Source organism: Flavobacterium anhuiense (assembly GCF_050990855.1).
GTDB lineage: Bacteria > Bacteroidota > Bacteroidia > Flavobacteriales > Flavobacteriaceae > Flavobacterium > Flavobacterium anhuiense_C.
Map to the genome: position 1 here is coordinate 689,889 of NZ_CP158861.1, position 18,558 is coordinate 708,446.

16 protein-coding genes are annotated in these 18,558 nt (G+C 33.1%); 5 read left to right on the top strand and 11 right to left on the bottom strand.

The window, feature by feature from the left end; all coding sequences use genetic code 11:
• Positions 1-9 precede the first annotated feature (9 nt).
• Complete coding sequence (locus ABTV69_RS03315) at positions 10-750, bottom strand: LytTR family transcriptional regulator DNA-binding domain-containing protein (RefSeq protein ID WP_433834231.1); 741 nt, start codon at positions 748-750, stop codon at positions 10-12.
• A 2-nt stretch (positions 751-752) separates the two neighbouring features.
• Entirely contained in the window at positions 753-1,604 is an 852-nt protein-coding gene (locus tag ABTV69_RS03320; protein ID WP_433834233.1) for a tetratricopeptide repeat protein, read from the bottom strand.
• A 465-nt stretch (positions 1,605-2,069) separates the two neighbouring features.
• On the opposite strand from ABTV69_RS03320, the gene ABTV69_RS03325 reads away from it, so the two are divergent.
• On the top strand, positions 2,070-3,362 hold the full coding sequence (locus ABTV69_RS03325; RefSeq protein ID WP_433834235.1) for an aminopeptidase P family protein: 1,293 nt from the start codon (positions 2,070-2,072) through the stop codon (positions 3,360-3,362).
• A gap of 61 nt (positions 3,363-3,423) precedes the next feature.
• Here ABTV69_RS03325 and ABTV69_RS03330 read toward each other — a convergent pair whose 3' ends face one another.
• Both ABTV69_RS03330 and ABTV69_RS03335 read right to left on the bottom strand, forming a co-directional pair.
• The gene (locus ABTV69_RS03330; RefSeq protein ID WP_433834237.1) at positions 3,424-3,942 is read right to left on the bottom strand and encodes a ferritin; all 519 of its coding nucleotides are present in this window, start codon (positions 3,940-3,942) and stop codon (positions 3,424-3,426) included.
• Between the two features lie 89 nt (positions 3,943-4,031).
• The gene (locus ABTV69_RS03335; RefSeq protein ID WP_433834239.1) at positions 4,032-4,388 is read right to left on the bottom strand and encodes a hypothetical protein; all 357 of its coding nucleotides are present in this window, start codon (positions 4,386-4,388) and stop codon (positions 4,032-4,034) included.
• Positions 4,389-4,565: 177 nt separating this feature from the next.
• Here ABTV69_RS03335 and ABTV69_RS03340 point away from each other — a divergent pair, with 177 nt between their 5' ends.
• The gene (locus tag ABTV69_RS03340; protein WP_433836663.1) at positions 4,566-5,369 is read left to right on the top strand and encodes a TIGR00266 family protein; all 804 of its coding nucleotides are present in this window, start codon (positions 4,566-4,568) and stop codon (positions 5,367-5,369) included.
• 96 nt (positions 5,370-5,465) lie between these two features.
• Here ABTV69_RS03340 and ABTV69_RS03345 read toward each other — a convergent pair whose 3' ends face one another.
• The 3 genes from ABTV69_RS03345 to ABTV69_RS03355 form a co-directional block, all read right to left on the bottom strand.
• Positions 5,466-7,322: a RagB/SusD family nutrient uptake outer membrane protein gene (locus ABTV69_RS03345; protein ID WP_433834241.1), complete on the bottom strand. Its 1,857-nt coding sequence runs from the start codon at positions 7,320-7,322 to the stop codon at positions 5,466-5,468.
• 4 nt (positions 7,323-7,326) lie between these two features.
• The gene (locus ABTV69_RS03350; RefSeq protein WP_433834243.1) at positions 7,327-10,653 is read right to left on the bottom strand and encodes a TonB-dependent receptor; all 3,327 of its coding nucleotides are present in this window, start codon (positions 10,651-10,653) and stop codon (positions 7,327-7,329) included.
• A gap of 228 nt (positions 10,654-10,881) precedes the next feature.
• A complete protein-coding gene (locus ABTV69_RS03355; protein ID WP_433834245.1) occupies positions 10,882-12,015 on the bottom strand; it encodes a FecR family protein in 1,134 nt (377 codons plus the stop codon).
• Between the two features lie 166 nt (positions 12,016-12,181).
• On the opposite strand from ABTV69_RS03355, the gene ABTV69_RS03360 reads away from it, so the two are divergent.
• Together ABTV69_RS03360 and ABTV69_RS03365 are read left to right on the top strand one after the other, a co-directional pair.
• Positions 12,182-12,724 (top strand): sigma-70 family RNA polymerase sigma factor, encoded by a 543-nt coding sequence (locus ABTV69_RS03360; protein WP_433834247.1) that lies wholly within the window; start codon positions 12,182-12,184, stop codon positions 12,722-12,724.
• A gap of 27 nt (positions 12,725-12,751) precedes the next feature.
• Positions 12,752-13,528, top strand: a complete 777-nt coding sequence (locus ABTV69_RS03365; protein WP_433836665.1) for an alpha/beta fold hydrolase — start codon at positions 12,752-12,754, stop codon at positions 13,526-13,528.
• 86 nt (positions 13,529-13,614) lie between these two features.
• On the opposite strand, the gene ABTV69_RS03370 is transcribed toward ABTV69_RS03365, so the two are convergent.
• Positions 13,615-13,989, bottom strand: coding sequence for a hypothetical protein (locus tag ABTV69_RS03370; RefSeq protein WP_433834249.1), 375 nt, complete (start codon positions 13,987-13,989; stop codon positions 13,615-13,617).
• 25 nt (positions 13,990-14,014) lie between these two features.
• On the bottom strand, positions 14,015-14,350 hold the full coding sequence (locus ABTV69_RS03375) for a hypothetical protein (protein WP_433834251.1): 336 nt from the start codon (positions 14,348-14,350) through the stop codon (positions 14,015-14,017).
• 273 nt (positions 14,351-14,623) lie between these two features.
• Here ABTV69_RS03375 and ABTV69_RS03380 point away from each other — a divergent pair, with 273 nt between their 5' ends.
• Positions 14,624-14,767 carry a hypothetical protein gene (locus tag ABTV69_RS03380; protein WP_172426846.1) on the top strand — a complete coding sequence of 48 codons (144 nt, stop codon included), beginning with the start codon at positions 14,624-14,626 and terminating at the stop codon, positions 14,765-14,767.
• Positions 14,768-14,772: 5 nt separating this feature from the next.
• Here the strand turns inward: ABTV69_RS03380 and ABTV69_RS03385 are convergent, their stop codons facing one another.
• Both ABTV69_RS03385 and ABTV69_RS03390 read right to left on the bottom strand, forming a co-directional pair.
• The gene (locus tag ABTV69_RS03385; protein ID WP_433834253.1) at positions 14,773-15,390 is read right to left on the bottom strand and encodes an ATP-binding cassette domain-containing protein; all 618 of its coding nucleotides are present in this window, start codon (positions 15,388-15,390) and stop codon (positions 14,773-14,775) included.
• Between the two features lie 352 nt (positions 15,391-15,742).
• On the bottom strand, positions 15,743-18,505 hold the full coding sequence (locus ABTV69_RS03390) for a PD-(D/E)XK nuclease family protein (protein WP_433834255.1): 2,763 nt from the start codon (positions 18,503-18,505) through the stop codon (positions 15,743-15,745).
• Between the last annotated feature and the right edge of the window lie 53 nt (positions 18,506-18,558).

Genomic DNA, 18,558 nt, shown 5'->3' on the forward strand with positions numbered 1-18,558 from the left:
GGTACGAAATTACAAGGCCAATAAAACTTCTTTGTAGTTTTTAGCAACTGGAAGTTCGATTTGAGTCAAAATAATGGTATTTGAATTTCTCCAGGATTTAAAATGTGACGGATTTATTAAATGGGAACGATGAATTTGCATTAAAAAATCAAAATCATCTTGCACTTTTTTGAGCGAAGAACGAATTAGTTTTGATTGAAGTTTTCCATTTTCGATATAAAAAATCTCTACATAATTCTGCGCATTCGAAATGCAAACCAAATCGGTCTTGTTGATTTTTAAAATATCTAATTTGTTTTCGCCTTTAATAACCAGAATATCTTCTTTTACAAGAATCAGTTTTATCAAATAAGTTCTGGCTAGAATAAGTACAGGCGTTAAAATCAAAGTGACTTTAATAAAGATGATGGTGAAAAACTGTCCAAAAGTATAACCTCCGTTTAAAACTGGGCTTTTATAATAAGTATAAACTCCAATTAAATAAATGAAATAATAAAAAAGAAGACTTAAAAATTCGAGTTTTACATTCCACTTTTGCCTTTTATCGTAAATCTTTTTTTGAAGGAAAGCGAGAATTGCATAACAAACAAAAGCCAATCCGCTAAAACCAATGCTGATTAGAAGCCAAGATTGAAAGTTTATGGTTCCATCGTCAAACGGTTTTATGATAAAAGCGAATATAAAAAGCCATAAGCTTATAAAATTCGCAATTATTAAATGATGTTTTATGGATGGATTTAGTTTGTTCATTTTTAACTTTTCACATTTAGTTCACTTTTCATTTGTTCTACTAAATCCTTGATATTTGTCTGGCTCATTAAATCTGAATTGGCTTCAGAAAGCCAACTTTTAAAATTCTTAACATCTTTATTCAAGAAATATGCTTGCAAAATATTGTATGCATTTTCAGCATTATAACTTTTATCCTTAACCTCTTTAAAAACTTTACGGCAAACTTTTTTTGCCTCTTCTAAATTACCGTTTTTAACTTCTGCATAGATAAACTCCTTATTGATATAAGCATCGAGCGGATTATTTTTTATAGCTTCTTTTAATATTTCAACCGCATCCTGATAGCGTTTCAAACAATTATAGGAAAATGCCAATTCAACACGAAGTCCTATATAATCTGGCTCCACTTTCTTTGCTTTTTCTAAATATTCTAAAGCTTTTTCGCATTCATTCCATCCATTGTACATAAATCCTAAAGCATAAAAATGCATTACTGAATCCTCATTCTCTTTATAAAAATGAAGCCACTCGGGTATTTTTGGTATTTCTAGTTCTTTGAATTTCGATTCTGGTAAAAATGCTACCAAATTATTACTTGGCTCTAATCTATATTTCATGGCTCCTTGACATTCTTTTTTCGTAGATACAAATTTTCCTTTCTCATCTATTCTAAAAGTCCCTTCGTAGTCAAAAGTTAATCCAGCTTCCGAATCAACATACACAAATCCGTAAGGATAATTTCCAATACTATCTGCTGAAAAAGCGACCCATCTATCCTGGCTTTCAATAGTCTTTTTATTAAACTGAAGTTGATTTTGAGCAGATATAATCAAAGAAAAAATGAAAAAAGATAACGTAAAAATTTTGTTCATGATTTTAGTTTTAGTTTTGGCTATACGAAAATACTAATTAAAAGAATCTTTTCTTACAAAACATAAAAACCATAAAATATCTTATGAAAATGTTTTGCGTGAGGGATAGAGGCGGTATCCTTTTGTGAAGTGGAACGGAGCAAAAGATATAGCCGAAAGCCCGACCCGGAGGGACACGCCCAAATTAAGATTCTGAGGCTCTAAGTTTTGCTAAGATTCTAAGTTTAAAAATCTACAGCCGAATCGCTAATCTTTGTAGAGCTTCTTGCGGAGATTTGCTTCGCCTATTCGCTATCGCTCGGGTCTCCTTCGTCGAAATCATAAAATGAGAAAAATCCATTTTAATCCATAAAATCTGTGGCTGAAAAATAAACCCAATAAATAGCAAAACTTTAAGAATTCAATTTCACTCGATATATTTAAAATACGTAATTTTGAAATTCGAAGTTCAAAAACGAATTTATTATGAAATATCATCAAATAAACAGTGGTCTTTTTGTAAAAAACCGCAGAAAATTCATGGCAGAAATGAAACCTAATTCGGTTGCCGTGTTCAATTCAAATGACATTTACCCAATTAGTGCAGACAGTACTTTGCCTTTTGCTCAACACAGAGATATTTTTTATCTAAGTGGTGTAGATCAGGAAGAAAGTGTTTTGCTTTTGTTTCCAGATGCGCCTTACGAGCACCAGAGAGAAATTCTTTTCTTGAGAGAAACAAACGATCACATCGCAGTTTGGGAAGGTGAAAAATTGACTAAAGAACGTGCTTTTCAGGTTTCTGGAATTAGAACGGTTTATTGGTTACAAGATTTTCATAAAGTTTTGAACGAAATGATGACGTATGCAGATACAATGTACATTAATACAAACGAACACTACCGTGCGACTGTAGAGACAGAAACTCGTGAGGCTCGTTTTGTAAAATGGTGGAAAGAGCGTTATCCTGCACATAATGTGGCGAAAAGCAACCCAATTTTACAAAGAATTCGTTCTGTAAAAGAAAGCGAAGAAATCGATTTGATTCAACACGCTTGTGATATTACAGAAAAAGGTTTCCGTAGATTATTAGGATTCGTAAAACCTAATGTTACCGAATACGAAATCGAAGCTGAATTAGCTCACGAATTCATCCGTAACCGTTCTAAAGGTTTTGCTTATACGCCTATTATCGCTTCTGGAAACAATGCAAATGTTTTGCATTATATTGAAAACAACCAACAATGTAAAGAAGGCGATTTGATTTTACTTGACGTTGCGGCTGAATATGCAAATTATTCAAGTGATATGACGAGAACAATTCCGGTTTCTGGTCGTTTTACAGACCGTCAAAAAGCAGTTTACAAAGCCGTTTTGAATGTTAAAAACGAAGCTACAAAAATGCTTACGCCAGGAACTCTTTGGAAACAATATCATGTTGAAGTGGGTAAAATCATGACATCTGAATTGCTTGGTTTAGGATTATTAGACAAAGCCGATGTTCAAAACGAAAATCCAGAATGGCCGGCATATAAAAAATATTTTATGCACGGAACTTCTCACCATTTAGGACTTGACACGCACGATTATGGATTGCTTCACGAGCCAATGAAACCAAATATGGTTTTCACGGTTGAACCAGGAATTTACATTCCAGCAGAAAAATTCGGAATCCGTTTAGAGGATAACGTTGTGGTTCAAGAAAAAGGAGAACCGTTCAACTTAATGCGCAATATTCCAGTTGAAGTTGACGAAATCGAAACTTTAATGAATGAATAAAAAAATAAAGCCCTTAATATCACTATTAAGGGCTTTATTAATTTTAGAAATCGGTTAATAATTATCCGATTTTTGAAATCTGAACATCCAATTGGAATTTACCGTCAGCTTCGTTTCCGTTGATTAATTCAAAAAGTTCTAATGCTCTTCTTGCATTCTTCTCTTCTTCTCTTTGCTCAGCTACATACCACATCATAAAATCTTCTGTAGCATAATCATTTTCAGCTCTACATTTTGCGATTACTTTATTGATTGCTTGCGTAACTGCAATTTCGTTTTGTAAGGCAATTTCAAATACTTCTCTAAAAGAAGCAAATTCTTGCTGTACTTCAGGAACCGATGGCGTAACCGCAATCCCTCCCATATCTGTAATGAATTTGAAAATTTTTAGAAAGTGCTCTCTTTCTTCTTCAGCTTGTTTATACAAATATTCTGCTGTATGCGCATAACCATTTCTATCTAGCCATGCCGCCATAGCCAAATATTTGTTTGAAGCGTCACTTTCTAATTTTGCTTGTAAATTCAATATATTTTCTACGCCTTCAGTTAATGACGTTTGTGTTCTTAGTAAATCTTTCATAACCTTAAATTTTAGTACTTGTAAAATTACAAAAATTAAAGGACGCGAACCTAAATGTCTGAAAATTTGGATTTAATCTAAGTAAGAATCTAAATAAGCGCAACATTTGCTACACTACAAAGCATAGAATGTAAATTAAGAGTGAATTTTGTTCCGTTTAATAGATCTCTCAACTGCACTATTTCGCAGATCGTAAGATTTCTAGAAAAGTTTCTTTTAGTAGTTTCTATCAGTTGTACATCTGACTGGTCAGATAAATCATAAAGCATGTTAAGAATGTCAACACTGTTTACCTTTCTTTGAAAAATCAAAAAATCTTGAATCTTATAACTTGACACAGTATCAACAAAATTGATAATAATACTATTGGTCAAATCACATTGGTAACTGTATCCTTTTTCGGTTTCAAATAATACTTTGGTAGTCAAATCGCTAACTAATGCCATTCTGATAAAATTATAACGATGCAAAAATATATAATTTAAGGCAATTAAATGCATAATTAAGACTAATTTAAAATAACAAATCCTTAAAATATTTTTAAAAATGTCTTAAGAGCACTCAAAATTGTAACATTCTAAAGTTTCAATCGACTAATTTTGAAAACAAATCCTTTAGAAAACATGCAAGCACACGAAATAGATTATCAGATTTTTGGAGAAGAAATGCAATATGTGGAAATAGAATTAGATCCACAGGAAATTGTAATTGCCGAGGCAGGCAGCTTTATGATGATGGAAAACAATATCCAAATGGAAACCATATTTGGTGACGGTTCTCAACAACAAGGATCAGGTTTATTTGGCAAACTTTTAAACGCAGGTAAAAGAGTTCTTACTGGCGAAAGCTTGTTTATGACCGCATTTTTAAACCAAGGCAACAGCAAAAGTAAAGTTTCATTTGCATCGCCTTATCCTGGAAAAATTCTTCCGATTGATTTAACTGAATTTCAAGGGAAATTTATTTGCCAAAAAAGTTCTTTTTTATGCGCTGCAAAAGGTGTTTCTGTTGGAATTGAATTTTCTCAGAAACTAGGTCGAGGTTTATTTGGCGGTGAAGGTTTTATCATGCAAAAAATTGAAGGAGACGGAATGGCATTTGTGCATTCTGGCGGAACAATGGCTAAAAAAGAATTGGCTCCTGGCGAAATCTTAAAAGTAGATACGGGTTGCATTATTGGCTTTACCAAAGATGTAGATTATGATATTGAATTTATTGGCGGAATCAAGAATTCTATTTTTGGTGGCGAAGGTTTATTCTACGCTACTTTAAAAGGTCCAGGAACGGTTTTCATTCAATCTTTACCTTTCTCTAGATTAGCAGATCGCATTATTGCTTCGGCACCAAGATCTGGCGGAAACAGCCGTGAAGAAGGAAGTTTGCTTGGAGGATTAGGAAATCTCTTAGATGGCGATAATCGATTTTAATTTATAGAAACGGCTTTCAGAAATGGAAGCCGTTTTCCTTAAAAAAATCAAAGGCAGATCTTGCGACCTGCCCCTGAAGACTAACCAAAAAAACTTTTAATATCCGTTAGTGCCAAATTCTTTCGAATTTGAAATAGCATCCAAAAATGATCTCGGAATTGGTCTAACAATATGTTTATCCTGAACAAAATTGGCTCCCGCAATAGGATTGGTTTGATCTAAGTATGTTTTATTCAATCTTCCTGTACGCTTCAAATCGATCCATCTTGTGTGTTCACCAGATAACTCTCTTGCTCTTTCTTTTAGAATAAAATCAATATTCATATCTCCACTTGTTACCAACATTTCATTTTCTCTTGAAGTTATGGCCGCTCTTTTTCTCAGCGTATTGACATAACCCAATGCCTTTGTTTGATTATCGCTCAAAATAGCAGCTTCAGCAGCAACCAAATAAATTTCGCCCAGACGAATAATTGGAATATCGCCTAACCAATACTGATTACTTTGGCAATACAATGCTGCAGAGAATTTTCGCATTGCAGGATATATATTGATCAAATTCGGATCGTTTGGATACATTGCTGGATCTTTATATTTGTTGGTTCCAGGCTCAAAAAGATCACTCGGATCGGCAACAAGCATTGGCATTTTACTTTTAACAGCAGGATCTATATTCCAATTGGGCGTAAAAACAGACAAACCTTCATCGTTATTCATATTGATTTGCTCTTCTATTCGTTGAGAATAAAAATTAATTGACGGAAGTGCCTGCGCTAAAGTGTTTTTAATAGTATATCCGACAACCGAAGCGTCTTTCTTGTAAGCTGTAGCCATTGCCTGAGTAATTGTTTTATTGGCTGCCGCATAAAACTTAAACGTAAAAGTTTCTGCAAAACGAGTATCTGCAGGCGATGGAACTGGCGAAAACACTTCTGTCAATAAATATTTACTTGGCCTTAGCATACGGCTGTTTGCTCTTCCGTACAAAATACTCGTTGCTCCTGCGCCCCATTCTGCTCCTCTTGTAGCTAAATCTGGCAAATAATATTGTCTTGTACGTCCTCTATTATATCCTTCAGGGTTTAGTCCTCCTGGATCAATTCCTTGAGTAAACAAAAATTCTGTGTTTTTCTTATTATTACTACCGCTCCATAACTTCTTAAATCCAGAAGTTGTATTATCACTTAAATATAGAGCTGTATTGTATTTTGCCGCATTATTAATTAATTCTTCGGCTGTATCCAAAGCCAATTTCGAATATTCTGCAACGTCTCCTAATCTTGTTCTTTGCAAATAAACTTTTGCCAACAAACCATAAGCAGCTTTCCTAGCCACACGCCCTTGCAAAGTTTGCTGCAGCGGAAGATTTGCACATGCAAACTTTAAATCCTCGATAATTAAATCGTAAAATTCTTTTTCAGAACTGCGCACTGGTGCATTATCTGCTCCTTCAATAATAGACGATGTTTTTCTTAAAACTACGCCACCAAATTGTTCTACTAATATAAAATTGCAAAATGCTCTCAAGAAATAAGCTTCTGCTAACACAGCATTCTTTTCATCTGTAGTGGAATATCCTTTTACATCTTTTGAATAATAAATTGCCGTATTGCATAGATTTATAGTCGCGTACGAAGTTCCCCAGATTACTTTAACGTTCCCGTCGTCTGGGTTTAACTGACTTGTATATTGCGCATAACCAATTCCGCTTGTGCCTATATTTTCCCAAGAATCGGTTCCTGCTTCTGTTGGTGCTATATAATCTACTTTTCCGTGCAAGAAATATAGATTCTCATAACAGCTATTAATTAACCCTTCAAATCCTGCTCTTTCGCCATACGATTTGTCCAAAGAAACAGTCGTCAGGTTTTTTTCATCTAAACTGCAGGATTGGATAAGACCAACCAGAAAAAACATTAAGATGACTGTTTTTAGTTTTATATACTTTTTCATACTATTATAATGATAAATTAAGACCGAAAATAACTTGTTTAAATAATGGGAAAGAATCTGACCCTCCGTTTTCTGGATCAACATCTTTCAATAAATGGCTACGGCTAAAAACAAAAGGATTATACGCCGTCATATAAAGTCTCAGATTATTTAAACCGCTTTTTTTAAGAAAATCCTCTGGCATAGAATAACCAATGGTAATGTTTTTGATTTTTATATAAGAAGCATCTACAAGCTCCAATCCCGACTGAAATTGTGTGTTGAAAGTTCCTCCTGGTCTCGGAAAATCGTTCGTCGGATTGTCTTGTGTCCAGTAATCGTATGTAGAAGGTTGCGCTTCTTTGTTCCAATATCCAAGAACTTGCGCGCGCATCATACCGCCGTATCTTCCGTTTACAAATACAGTAAAATCGAAATTCTTGTACTTGAATGTATTTTGAAGTCCAAAGAAATAATCTGGAACGTTGTTACCCACAATCATTCTGTCTTTTGTAGAATAAACGTGCACTCCGTTATCAGAAACTCCGTTGGCATCAACCTGTGGCACTGTCTGTAATTTAATATCTCCTGGTTTAGCTCCGTATAAAGCAGCTTCTTCTTCCTGACCTAATTGCCAAATTCCTATTTTTTTATAATCATAGAATACACCTCCCGCTGCTGGAGTTTGCCCGATAAAAAGACCTTCAGAAATTAATTGGCTAACATTTAGATTTCCTAAATCAATATTGGTCAGTTTTTCTTTGGCATGTGTATAAGTAAATGAAGTACTCCATTTGAAGTTTTCCGTTTCAATGTTTTTAGTGTTTATCGACAATTCGAATCCTTCATTTTTAGAAGTAGCAATATTAGACGTCTTTTTATAAGGTGTTTTAGCATCATAACCTCCTGAACTGGTTGGCAAACGGCGATCCCATAAAATACCGTCAGTTTGTGTCCAATAATATTCGGCAACCAAATCAATTCTATTGCGCAACACTGAAACATCCAAACCTAAATTAGTATTTGTAGAACGCTCCCAAGTTAAATCTGGATTTGAAATATGTTCTGTAGGCACATACATTGGCAAAGCGGTACCACCACCAAGAGAAAGGTTGCTTGTTTTGGTTGAAGTACGAGTCAAACTAGAATACGGATCAATATTTGCGGATCCCGAAACTCCATATCCTAATCTCAATTTTAAGTTATTTAACCACGAGCTTGTTCCCTCCATAAAGCTTTCGTCACTAATGCGCCAAGCCACAGATGCTGATGGAAACGATGACCATTTATTTCCTTCTGCTAGAGGAGAAACTCCGTCCCATCTATTCGTTAATTGGAAAAGATATTTTCCTTTAAAACTATAATTCACACGACCAGCAAATGACATTCTGTTAAACTGGCTGTACGTATTCATTCTGGTCGTCAGATTTTTTACCGCTCCCATGTTATAAAACAAGAAATCGTCGTAATCTATCCCATTTCCTCCCATATAAGAACCCTCAGATCTATTATCGGCCCAAGAAGTAATTCCTGTCAAAGTAAAATCATGGTCTTTTCCTGCTTTAAAATTATAATTCAAGATATTTTCCCAAATGTAACTGTAAGCCAAAGTCATATTGTAGGTTGCTTCGCTTGCTGTTCTCCCTTCAGATAATAAATTATATGAGTTTTTATTTTGGAATGTACCTGCTCTTCCTCCAGAAAATTTAGTTCCTAAGTTCGATCTAAGCTTAAAGTTTTTAGCAAATTCAAATTCAAGATAAGGATTAAACTGAACATTATAACTTAGAGATTCATTAGCAAAAGCTCCTGGATAATTATTGGCCAAAATGCTAATATTATTAGGATCGCCTTCTATCGGATAAAGATTGACAACTCCATTTTCGTCATACGGAACTCCTAACGGATAAATACCATACGCTTTATTAATTCTACTATTTGTGGTGCTTCCGTTTTTATAGTTTAAAATCAACTGAAAACCTGTTTTAAATTTATCGCTGAATTTTAAATCAACTCCGCCTCTAGAATTAAAACTTTTCATTTTATCGTTCTGATAAATCCCTTCTTCGCCCACATATCCTAAAGAGAAATAACCTTGAACTTTTTCTGATCCACCTCTCATAAAAAGATTATGATTTTGCTGAATCCCAACTTGCAAACTTTCATCAATCCAATTTACATATTGCCCTTTTTCTATTGCAGCCACCGCTGCTGCATTCAAACCTAAATCGGTTAAACTCGTTGCTTCGTAGCCATTATCTAGATAAAATTTATCGCGTTTATAATTCAACCATTTCTCTCCTGTAAGCGGAGCAGGAAAAGAAGAAAAACCATTCAATCCAAAATAGCTATTAAAATCTATTTGTGTTTTTCCTGCTTTTGCCTTTTTAGTTGTTACTACAATAACTCCGTTTGCTCCAGAAGAACCATAAATTGCTGTAGACGAAGCATCTTTTAAAACATCAATAGTTTCAATATCATTCGTATTCAAATTATCGATACTTGAAGGAATTCCGTCAATAATATATAACGGATCTTGACTTGCTGTCAACGATCTATTTCCTCTCACTAATACTTTTGGAGATGTTCCTGCCTGTCCCGAACCGCGTTGAATATCCAAACCAGAAACTCTTCCTTGAAGCGCTTCCATTGGACTAGCCACAGGACTCAACAAAATGTCAGACGATTTTACGGTTGCCACGGCTCCTGTCAAATCTTTTTTCTTTACCGATCCGTAACCTACCACTACAACCTCGTTCAATGCCGAATTTTGCTCGTTTAAAATTACGCTCAGAGACTTGCTTTGACCAACAGTCACCTCTTTATTTTCAAATCCGATAAAAGAAAAAACTAAAACACTGTTTGTTCCGCTTACGCGAATGGTAAACTTCCCATCCAAATCGGTTTGCACACCATTATTGGTTCCTTTTTCTATAACATTGGCACTTGGAATTGGCAAATTTTTCGAGTCGGTTACCACTCCAGTAATTTCAATTCCTTGCTCTACTATTATTTTCTCAATAGCATGTTTATCTTTCAGATTTACTTGTTGCTTTTTCTTTACCAAAATAATCTGGCGATCGTTTATGGTGTAGGATATATCGGTATTCTCAAATACTTCTTCTAGTATTTCAGCAATTCCTTTTTTCTTAACATTAATGGTCACCTTTCTGTCTAGATCAATTGCACTGCTTTCAAAAAGAAATCTATATTCAGAAACAGATTCGACTTTGTTAAACAGTTTCTCAACAGGAGCATTATTTAAATTTAATGTCAGTTTTGTATTTTGCGAATAGACACCTGCCTGAATTCTCATCAAAGAAAGCATCAAAAAGAGTGTGGTTAATTTCATTCTAAGGCTAATATGAGGCAAATAGCGGCTACGCCAATTCCTCTTAATTATTTTTTTCATAATTTTGGATTGATTTTAAATGATTTAATTTCGATACGTCGTTTAAAACACAATACTTAAATCGGGAAATACTCGTCCTATTTTCCGATTTTCTTTCTTGCATTTATCAAAAAGAATTACATTTTCACTTCATAAAAAATTGGTTTTGTTGGTTAGTAAATTAGGTAGTTAGTATATTTTTATAAGCTTTCCTTCTTTCTTATAAGTAAAGCCTTGTATTTTACTCATCGTTTCCAATACCTTTTCGATACTTTCAATATTCTTATTGAAACTGGCATTGAATTTTTTATCTAAAATATCTTTCCTGTTATTTTCGATCGTAACATCATAAGTTCTTTCCAACTTGATTATAATATCCCTGAAAGCTGTTTTTCTAAAAACAATTTCTCCGTTTATCCATTCCGTATAAAAACGAGTATCAACTTTGTTGACAGCTATTTCTGGATTATTGCTATTCCAAGATCCTTTTTCGCCAGGAGCAAGTATCGCTTTTTTGTTTGCTTTATCAGATAAACTAACCGAACCTTCAACCAATACGGTATTTATATCCAAATCTTCTTTATAAGAACTCACATTAAACTTGGTTCCTAAAACCTTCACATCAACGCCCCTAGTTTTTACAATAAACGGATGTGCTTTGTCTTTTGCCACATCAAAAAAAGCTTCACCATCTAAAACCACTTCTCTTTTATGCCCTTTGATAAATTGAATTGGATATTTCAAAGAAGAGCCTGCATTCATATTTACAATTGTACCATCAGATAGTGTAATTTTAAAAGTCTTACCGTACGGAATTTTAATTTGATTGTAAATCAATTTATTTATTGAATTATCAGAATCATAATTAATTTCGTTATTCATCTGAGAAGCTACTACTTCTCCATCTTTTTTAATTATTTGCTGCTCTCCGTTTGGGCTTAAAACTTGAATATCTCCATTTTCTAAAACCAACTGAATTGCATCTGAAGGAATTTTTGTTTCATTTTGTTTTCCATTTTTATATTGAAAAAGATAAACTAACCCGAATAGACACAAAAAAATCGCTGCATATTGAAAGGTGCTTTTCCAATTAATTACAATTGACTTTTTATTTACGTTCAATTTTTCTTTTAATTCTTTCCAATTTTCGTCTACATCCAGAGATTCTACATACGATAGTGCGTCTTCCAGCAAGCCGTTGTCCCGAAGATTCTGTATTAATTCTTGATCTTCTGGAGGCAATGATTTTATTTTAGAAGCATCAAAGTTTCCATCAGACCTTATTTCCCGTAGGATAGTAATCAATTTTGAATTTAAAGTCATTTGTTTTTTATATAGTGGTTTTCTATCTGTTAGAAAAAAAGTTTTTTAGGGTGACAACAAATCAATATTTTTTGATTTTTTTTACACATTATGAAAAAAAATTAAGTTTTTATTTTACATTTGGCACTGTGTAATCCATTACAAAATAATAAATGTCATTTTTTTAATGTTAAATCATAAAGATTTAAAAATATTTGAAGCCTTATACAAAGAACATTTTGTCTTTTTCTCTTTGACTTCTTTCAGCATAGTCAAGGACAAAGATGTCGCGAAAGATATTGTGCAAGATTTTTTTATTTATTTATGGGAAAAAGAAGAAGCGATAGATTTTACCATTTCATTTAAAGCTTATGGAACAAGAGCAATAAAGAATTTAAGTCTTCAGCATTTAGAAAAAAACAAAACAGTCAGTTTGCAAACCAAAAAAATAGTCCTTCCAAAATCTGAAGAACAAGTTTTGTTTGAAAACGCAGAAGAAAATAAAAAACCTCAAATTCAGACTTTAGTAGAAAAAATTCCGCAAGCGAGAAGAGAAATTTTCATATCGCATGTGGTTGAAGGACTTAGCTACGCAGAAATTGCAGAAGATCACAATATTTCGATAAATACTGTTAAAACCCAAATGAAAAGAGCTTACGCTTCTTTGAGAGAATCGCAGAAGACTTCGCATTTAAATCTTATTTTATATTTCTTGTGGCTTATAAAATAGCTATTTTTGCAGTATAAAATTTCTGTTTTGAATCATATCCTATACAAAAACACCAAAATATCCTACACCGACACAGGAAAAGGAAAAGCAATCGTTTTACTTCACGGCTTTCTCGAAAACAAAAAAATGTGGTCTGAATATGCAGATCTGTTTTCAGAAAAATATCGCGTTGTGACCATCGACTTACTAGGTCACGGCGAATCTGATTGCTTAGGCTATGTTCATAAAATGGAAGATAATGCCGGTGCGGTAAATGCCGTTTTAGAAAATTTGAATATAGAAAAAGCTATAATTGTCGGGCATTCGATGGGTGGTTATGTTGGTTTGGCTTTCGCCGAATTATATCCAAAAAAAATTCAAAAATTAGTTTTGCTGAATTCAACTTCAAAAGAAGACAGCAAAGAGAGAAAACTAAATAGAACTCGCGCCATAAAAGCCGTAAAACAAAACTACGTGGCCTTTGTAAGTTTGGCAATCGCCAATTTATTTAGTGAAAACAACAGAACTCGATTGGAAGAAGAAATCGAAAAAGTAAAAACAGAAGCTTTAAAAACTCCGCTACAAGGAATTATTGCTTCTCAAGAAGGAATGAAAATTAGAAAAGATCGAGAAGAATTGGTTCGCAAAAATTTATTCCCAATTTTATTCATTTTAGGCAAAAAAGATCCTGTTTTAAACTACGAAGAAAGTCTTTCTCAAATTGAAGATACAACAGCCGAATTGGTTTCTTTTGAAGACGGCCACATGAGCCAAATCGAAAACAAAGAAGAACTAAAAACGGTTTTATTAGATTTCTTTGTATAACAATCTAAAACTATCAAAATCAAAAAAGGCCATTTCTAACCTAGGGTTGAAACAGCCTTTTTCTCATTCTTGGGGGCAAAATATCATTATAACTTTGAAGTAATGTCTTTCTTGTATTTAGATAAAGTCGCTCTTGTTAAGCCAAGATTTGCTTTAGTAGAATCTACCGCTAAGTAGATAAAGTATCTTCCATCTTCAGAAACATCAATAATGTGAATCTGATCTGTAAGGGTAATTAAAATGTCATTAATTTTCTGGTTCAATCCTAAAGCTTTAAGTGCATTTAATTTAGCTTTTACAACTTCTAAATTATAAGCCGAAGCCAATTCTGGATCAAAATCAGACTTTACTGTTAAGGAACAGTAAGACATTCCTGTTTCAACTTCTGTAACAGAAACAGCAATAAATCCGTTAATATTTTCTTTTAAATCGTTTTGAAAGTTTTGTAAAAAATCTGACATGTGTATTAAAATATTTGGTTTTAAATTAGTTGTTAAAAATAGAATCCATTCTTCTCAGCAATAGACCCATTTTACTTAAATCTTTAGATAGCAACGCGATGCAATTATCGTCTTGATTTTTGCTTGCCACAACAATCCCGTCGTTATTTTTAATCATAACTTGTTTAAGATCTCCGTTGTTAACATCTTCCGACATTTCTAGGCACATCTTTAAAATCATTCCGATCATTGCCGCAACATTCCCGTCATATTCTAAATTAACAGACTCATTTAAGATCCCATCAATATTAAAACTTAGTCCAGACTCTGCGCCAGTCTCTTCTACTAGTGTTTGTAAATCAATCATATTCTTATTTGTCATGTTTTGGAAGCGCCAAAGATATTTTAATAAAGGTAATTGTGCGATAAACACTTGTTAAAAAAAGACGCAGTATAACGTACTGACGCACTTTTATTTATCACTTAAATATTGCCGTTTTTTTGCAAAAAATATGCAAAAAAAATTAACATAAAAAACAAATAATACTAAAAACGTAACATTTTACTTAACAAAACTCATTTCTAAAATTAACATTTGCAGAATATTGCATTTCACGAAAGTTTTTCTATAGCTTTGCAAAAAATTGTAATAAAAATGAAAACTGTTGACGAACTACGCTTTGACTTAAATGTAAAACTGGAGAAGTTTAGAAGATTTCGTATTGAAAACGGACACATTAACAACTCGACTTCTGAAGAAAAATCTAAAAAAGGTTTTTTCAAAAAAATATTCAGCTAAAGCGTCTAAAAAATTGCCGAACTTGGTAGATAACCCTCCTCGAAAAGTTCGGCTTTTTCATTGATTACCCGTAACTTACCTTGATCTAAAACTCTTAAATCAGTTGCAACTTCTATTACACTTCGATAATTGTGATCGGTAACAATTATTCCTTTTTCTTGGGAATTTTCTTTAATTAGTAAACTTACTTTTTCAACCATTTTTGGAGACAAACCACTAAAAGGTTCATCCAATAAAACAAATTTAGATTGGTTAAAAAGAATCAATTTAACTTGCAAATATCTTAATTCTCCAAAAGATAAATTCCTGATTTTGCAATTCAAAAGAGGCTTTAAAAAATTGTCATTACAAAAAACATCCACTTTTTGTTTATCGACAGATAACTGAATGGTCTTAAAAACTGAAAAATGATTGGGAATAAATTGGTTTTGATGCAGATAACTAATTTCATTTAACAGCAATGAGGATTTATTCTTCGAAATTCCGTTAATAAAAATACTTTTATCGAGAGCGGATATTATGCCAAAGATGATTTTCAATAATGTCGATTTACCAGAGCCATTTCTACCAAACAACCCAATTATCTGCCCTGTTTCCAACTTCAAATAAACATCAGAAAGCAATAATTTAGCATTAAAGCTTTTTTGAACGCCACTTATTTCTAGAACATGCCTTTTCAAGATATCTTTTGAATTAAAATTAGCAATACGGAAAGTAAAAACACAAACGTAAAATTGAGCAATAAACTATAAAACAAAAGTTTTCTTTTAGAGAAACCGTTGTTCATATAAAACAAATACTCGTTTTGGCGATACATTTCTTTGAATCCAATACTCGATGCAAAACCCACTGTAGCTATCATCAGCAAAAAATAAGCAAATCCCCCAAAAAGAAATGCAATCCCAGAGACAGCCAAATTCACAAGCAAAGTTGTCTTATAAAACTCAAATATGTTTTGAAATTTTCTAATAAGTCTTAGATTTTTTCCTCGAAAGAAATATTAATATCTAAAATCTCTCCTAGCAAATTGGCAATTTCTTCTAAATAACAGTTTAATATCTGAGGTGTAACCGTAGTATCTAAATCTTTATCTTCTTTAAAACCAAAAGGCAAGAAACCCGATTTTAAGTTTTTAAACGAAATAATTCCCACCTCAATCGGAAGTCCGCCCGCTTCTTTTTCAAACATAAAAGCATACGCTAACACCTGAATGATTTTATCGTTTTTAAGCTCCTGCGTTAACCCGTTCCAGGTTTTCAATATTACGTTAGACTTTTCCACTTTTCCTGTCTTGTAATCGATGATTCGGATTTTTCCATCTCGACGTTCGATTCTATCGACATTTCCTTTAATTAAAACAGGAAATGGCAATTTAGGATGCACAAATTCTCGCTCAAAAGTCTGCTCTAAAGCAATAATCTGAATCGCTTCATTATTTTTTACAGACTCTAATTCCATTTTCAAGAAATTAGAAACATTTCGCTTTGCCACCTCAAAAGCCAAAAGGTTACGTCCCTTTTTAATCTCTCCTTCTTTATAAACCAATTTAAATTGTTTCAAAACTTCGTCATCCAACAACTTAAAGCAATTTAAAAGATCATTTTCATAAATAAATTTTCCTATAAAAGGCTCGTAAAGTGCTTTTAAAGTTTCATGAATAATTGTTCCTAAAGTATTTAAAGCAATATTTTCTTCCACTTCTTCTACTTCGCGAATCCTCAATATCTTTTGAAAATAAAACTCTATAGGATTTCGAATATAACTTGTCAATGCTGATGGCGAAAAACCATTGGCAGCAATTTCCTTCAGTCGCTCCATAACCAAATCAGACTTCGGAACAGAAATAGGTTCGTAAGCAGTATTAGGAAGGTCTGGATTATAAATATCAAATGCAATAGTATGCTGCGCCTTCTTTTCGACTTCCAATTGTGTTATAAAACGGCTTCGCTCTCCGGCATCCAACCCATCATTTTCCGTATTATAAATCAAATAGATATTTTTTGCTCTTTGTAATAAGTGGTAAAAATGATACGTATAAATAGCATCTTTTTCCTTGAAAGTAGGAAGTCCTAACTCACGTTTTACATCATAAGGAATAAATGAATTCTGCGATTTTCCGGCAGGAAATTTCCCTTCATTCATAGAAGTTATGATCACCGTTTCAAAGTCCAAGACACGACTTTCCAAAACACCCATAATTTGCAAACCACGTAACGGTTCACCTTCAAAAGATACTTCTGCCAAATCTATAATTTGTTTATAAATCGAATGAAGCGTGTCGATATTATCAATATGATGATGTTTGGAATAATAATTTATAAGTTTATTGATTACTTTAAAAACTCCGTAAACAAAAGCTTTTGCAATTTTTTCTTCTTCATTATCATTACTAAAATGACCTTTAATCGCAATTAATAAGGCTGAAATATTTTTTAAAACTGCAACAGAACCATTTTCCCATTTTTCAAATAATAAATTAAAAAAACTCGAAGGTTCAGGATGAAGTTCTAAAATTTTATGATGCGTAATAAAAGTGTAGTTATTCTCTTTTATTATTCTTACCAATCTATGCGCATTCGCATATGGCTCAACCAGCGGATGCGTCAAGATATCGAGCACATCTTTATAATAAAAAACATAACTCCCGCCTTTCCTAGAGAGCGCATTGGTATGCATTTTAAATAGTTTAGCAACAAAAATCTGTGATGGATTATTTTTCCCAGAATACCCCATTGTAATATTCAAAGCCCCAACAGATGAAGGAAGTGAATACAAAACAGGAACCAATAAGTTTTCCTCACCAAGCACAACAGCAACTTTATCTAGCGAAGCATTTGGATTTTTATCTATTAAATCCTCAATAATGCTTCCCGCTAGTTTTGCCTGCCCAATTGTTTTTGGAGTTCCAATAATTTGAATATTTTTTGACTGCGAAAAATCATCTACAATCCAATCAAAAACATTTGACTTATAATGCTTCCAACTTTCTTTAAAACGTCTTAAAAAAAGCCCCGCATCATGATATGGATCATTAAGAAAAGCCTGATCTGCATCCCAATAAATTTTAGCTTGATCTAAAGCTAGTAAATGCTGTACGATTTTTTCTTCGGCAGCATTTAAAGCATTGAAACCCGCAAAAATAAAAGTGCGATTTCCAATAGTATTCGAGAAATGATTAAGATTATTTACTGCCTCTCTATAAATCAATCCTTGATAACCAATTGACTTAAACAACAAATGGCCATACAACGATTCATAATATAACGGAAGCAATTTCCAGAAATCAATGTAATTTTCTAGAAGTTTCGTTTTTTGATCTACTTCAAGTCCCCATCTTTTTATATCTTCAATATCTTTTAAATAAGACAAAACATGTGATGGATCTAAAAGATACCTATCAATTTCATTAAAATCTTGCAGAAGAGTTTTTGCCCAATTCGCAAACAGCTCAAAAGATTGCTGATGTTTCTTTTCGGTAATAGACAAATAAACTTCGTAAAACTCAAATAAAAGTTCGATTGAATCCACCGCACGTATTGAAGCAACATCTTGAACAAAATCTTCTATACTTGTAATCTCTGGTGCAATAATAGTCTTTGAAGTCTCATTTTTAAGAGCTTCAATCAAAAAAACTTTTGCCCTTTTATTCGGAAGTATTATTGTTATTTTAGAAAGTTTATCTGCAAACTCCTGAATTACAACAGAGGCAATTTTTTGAAGAAAAGAAGTATTTACCATAGGATAAAAATAAAAAAAGCCATTCAATTAAGAATGGCTTTTCCTATTTATTT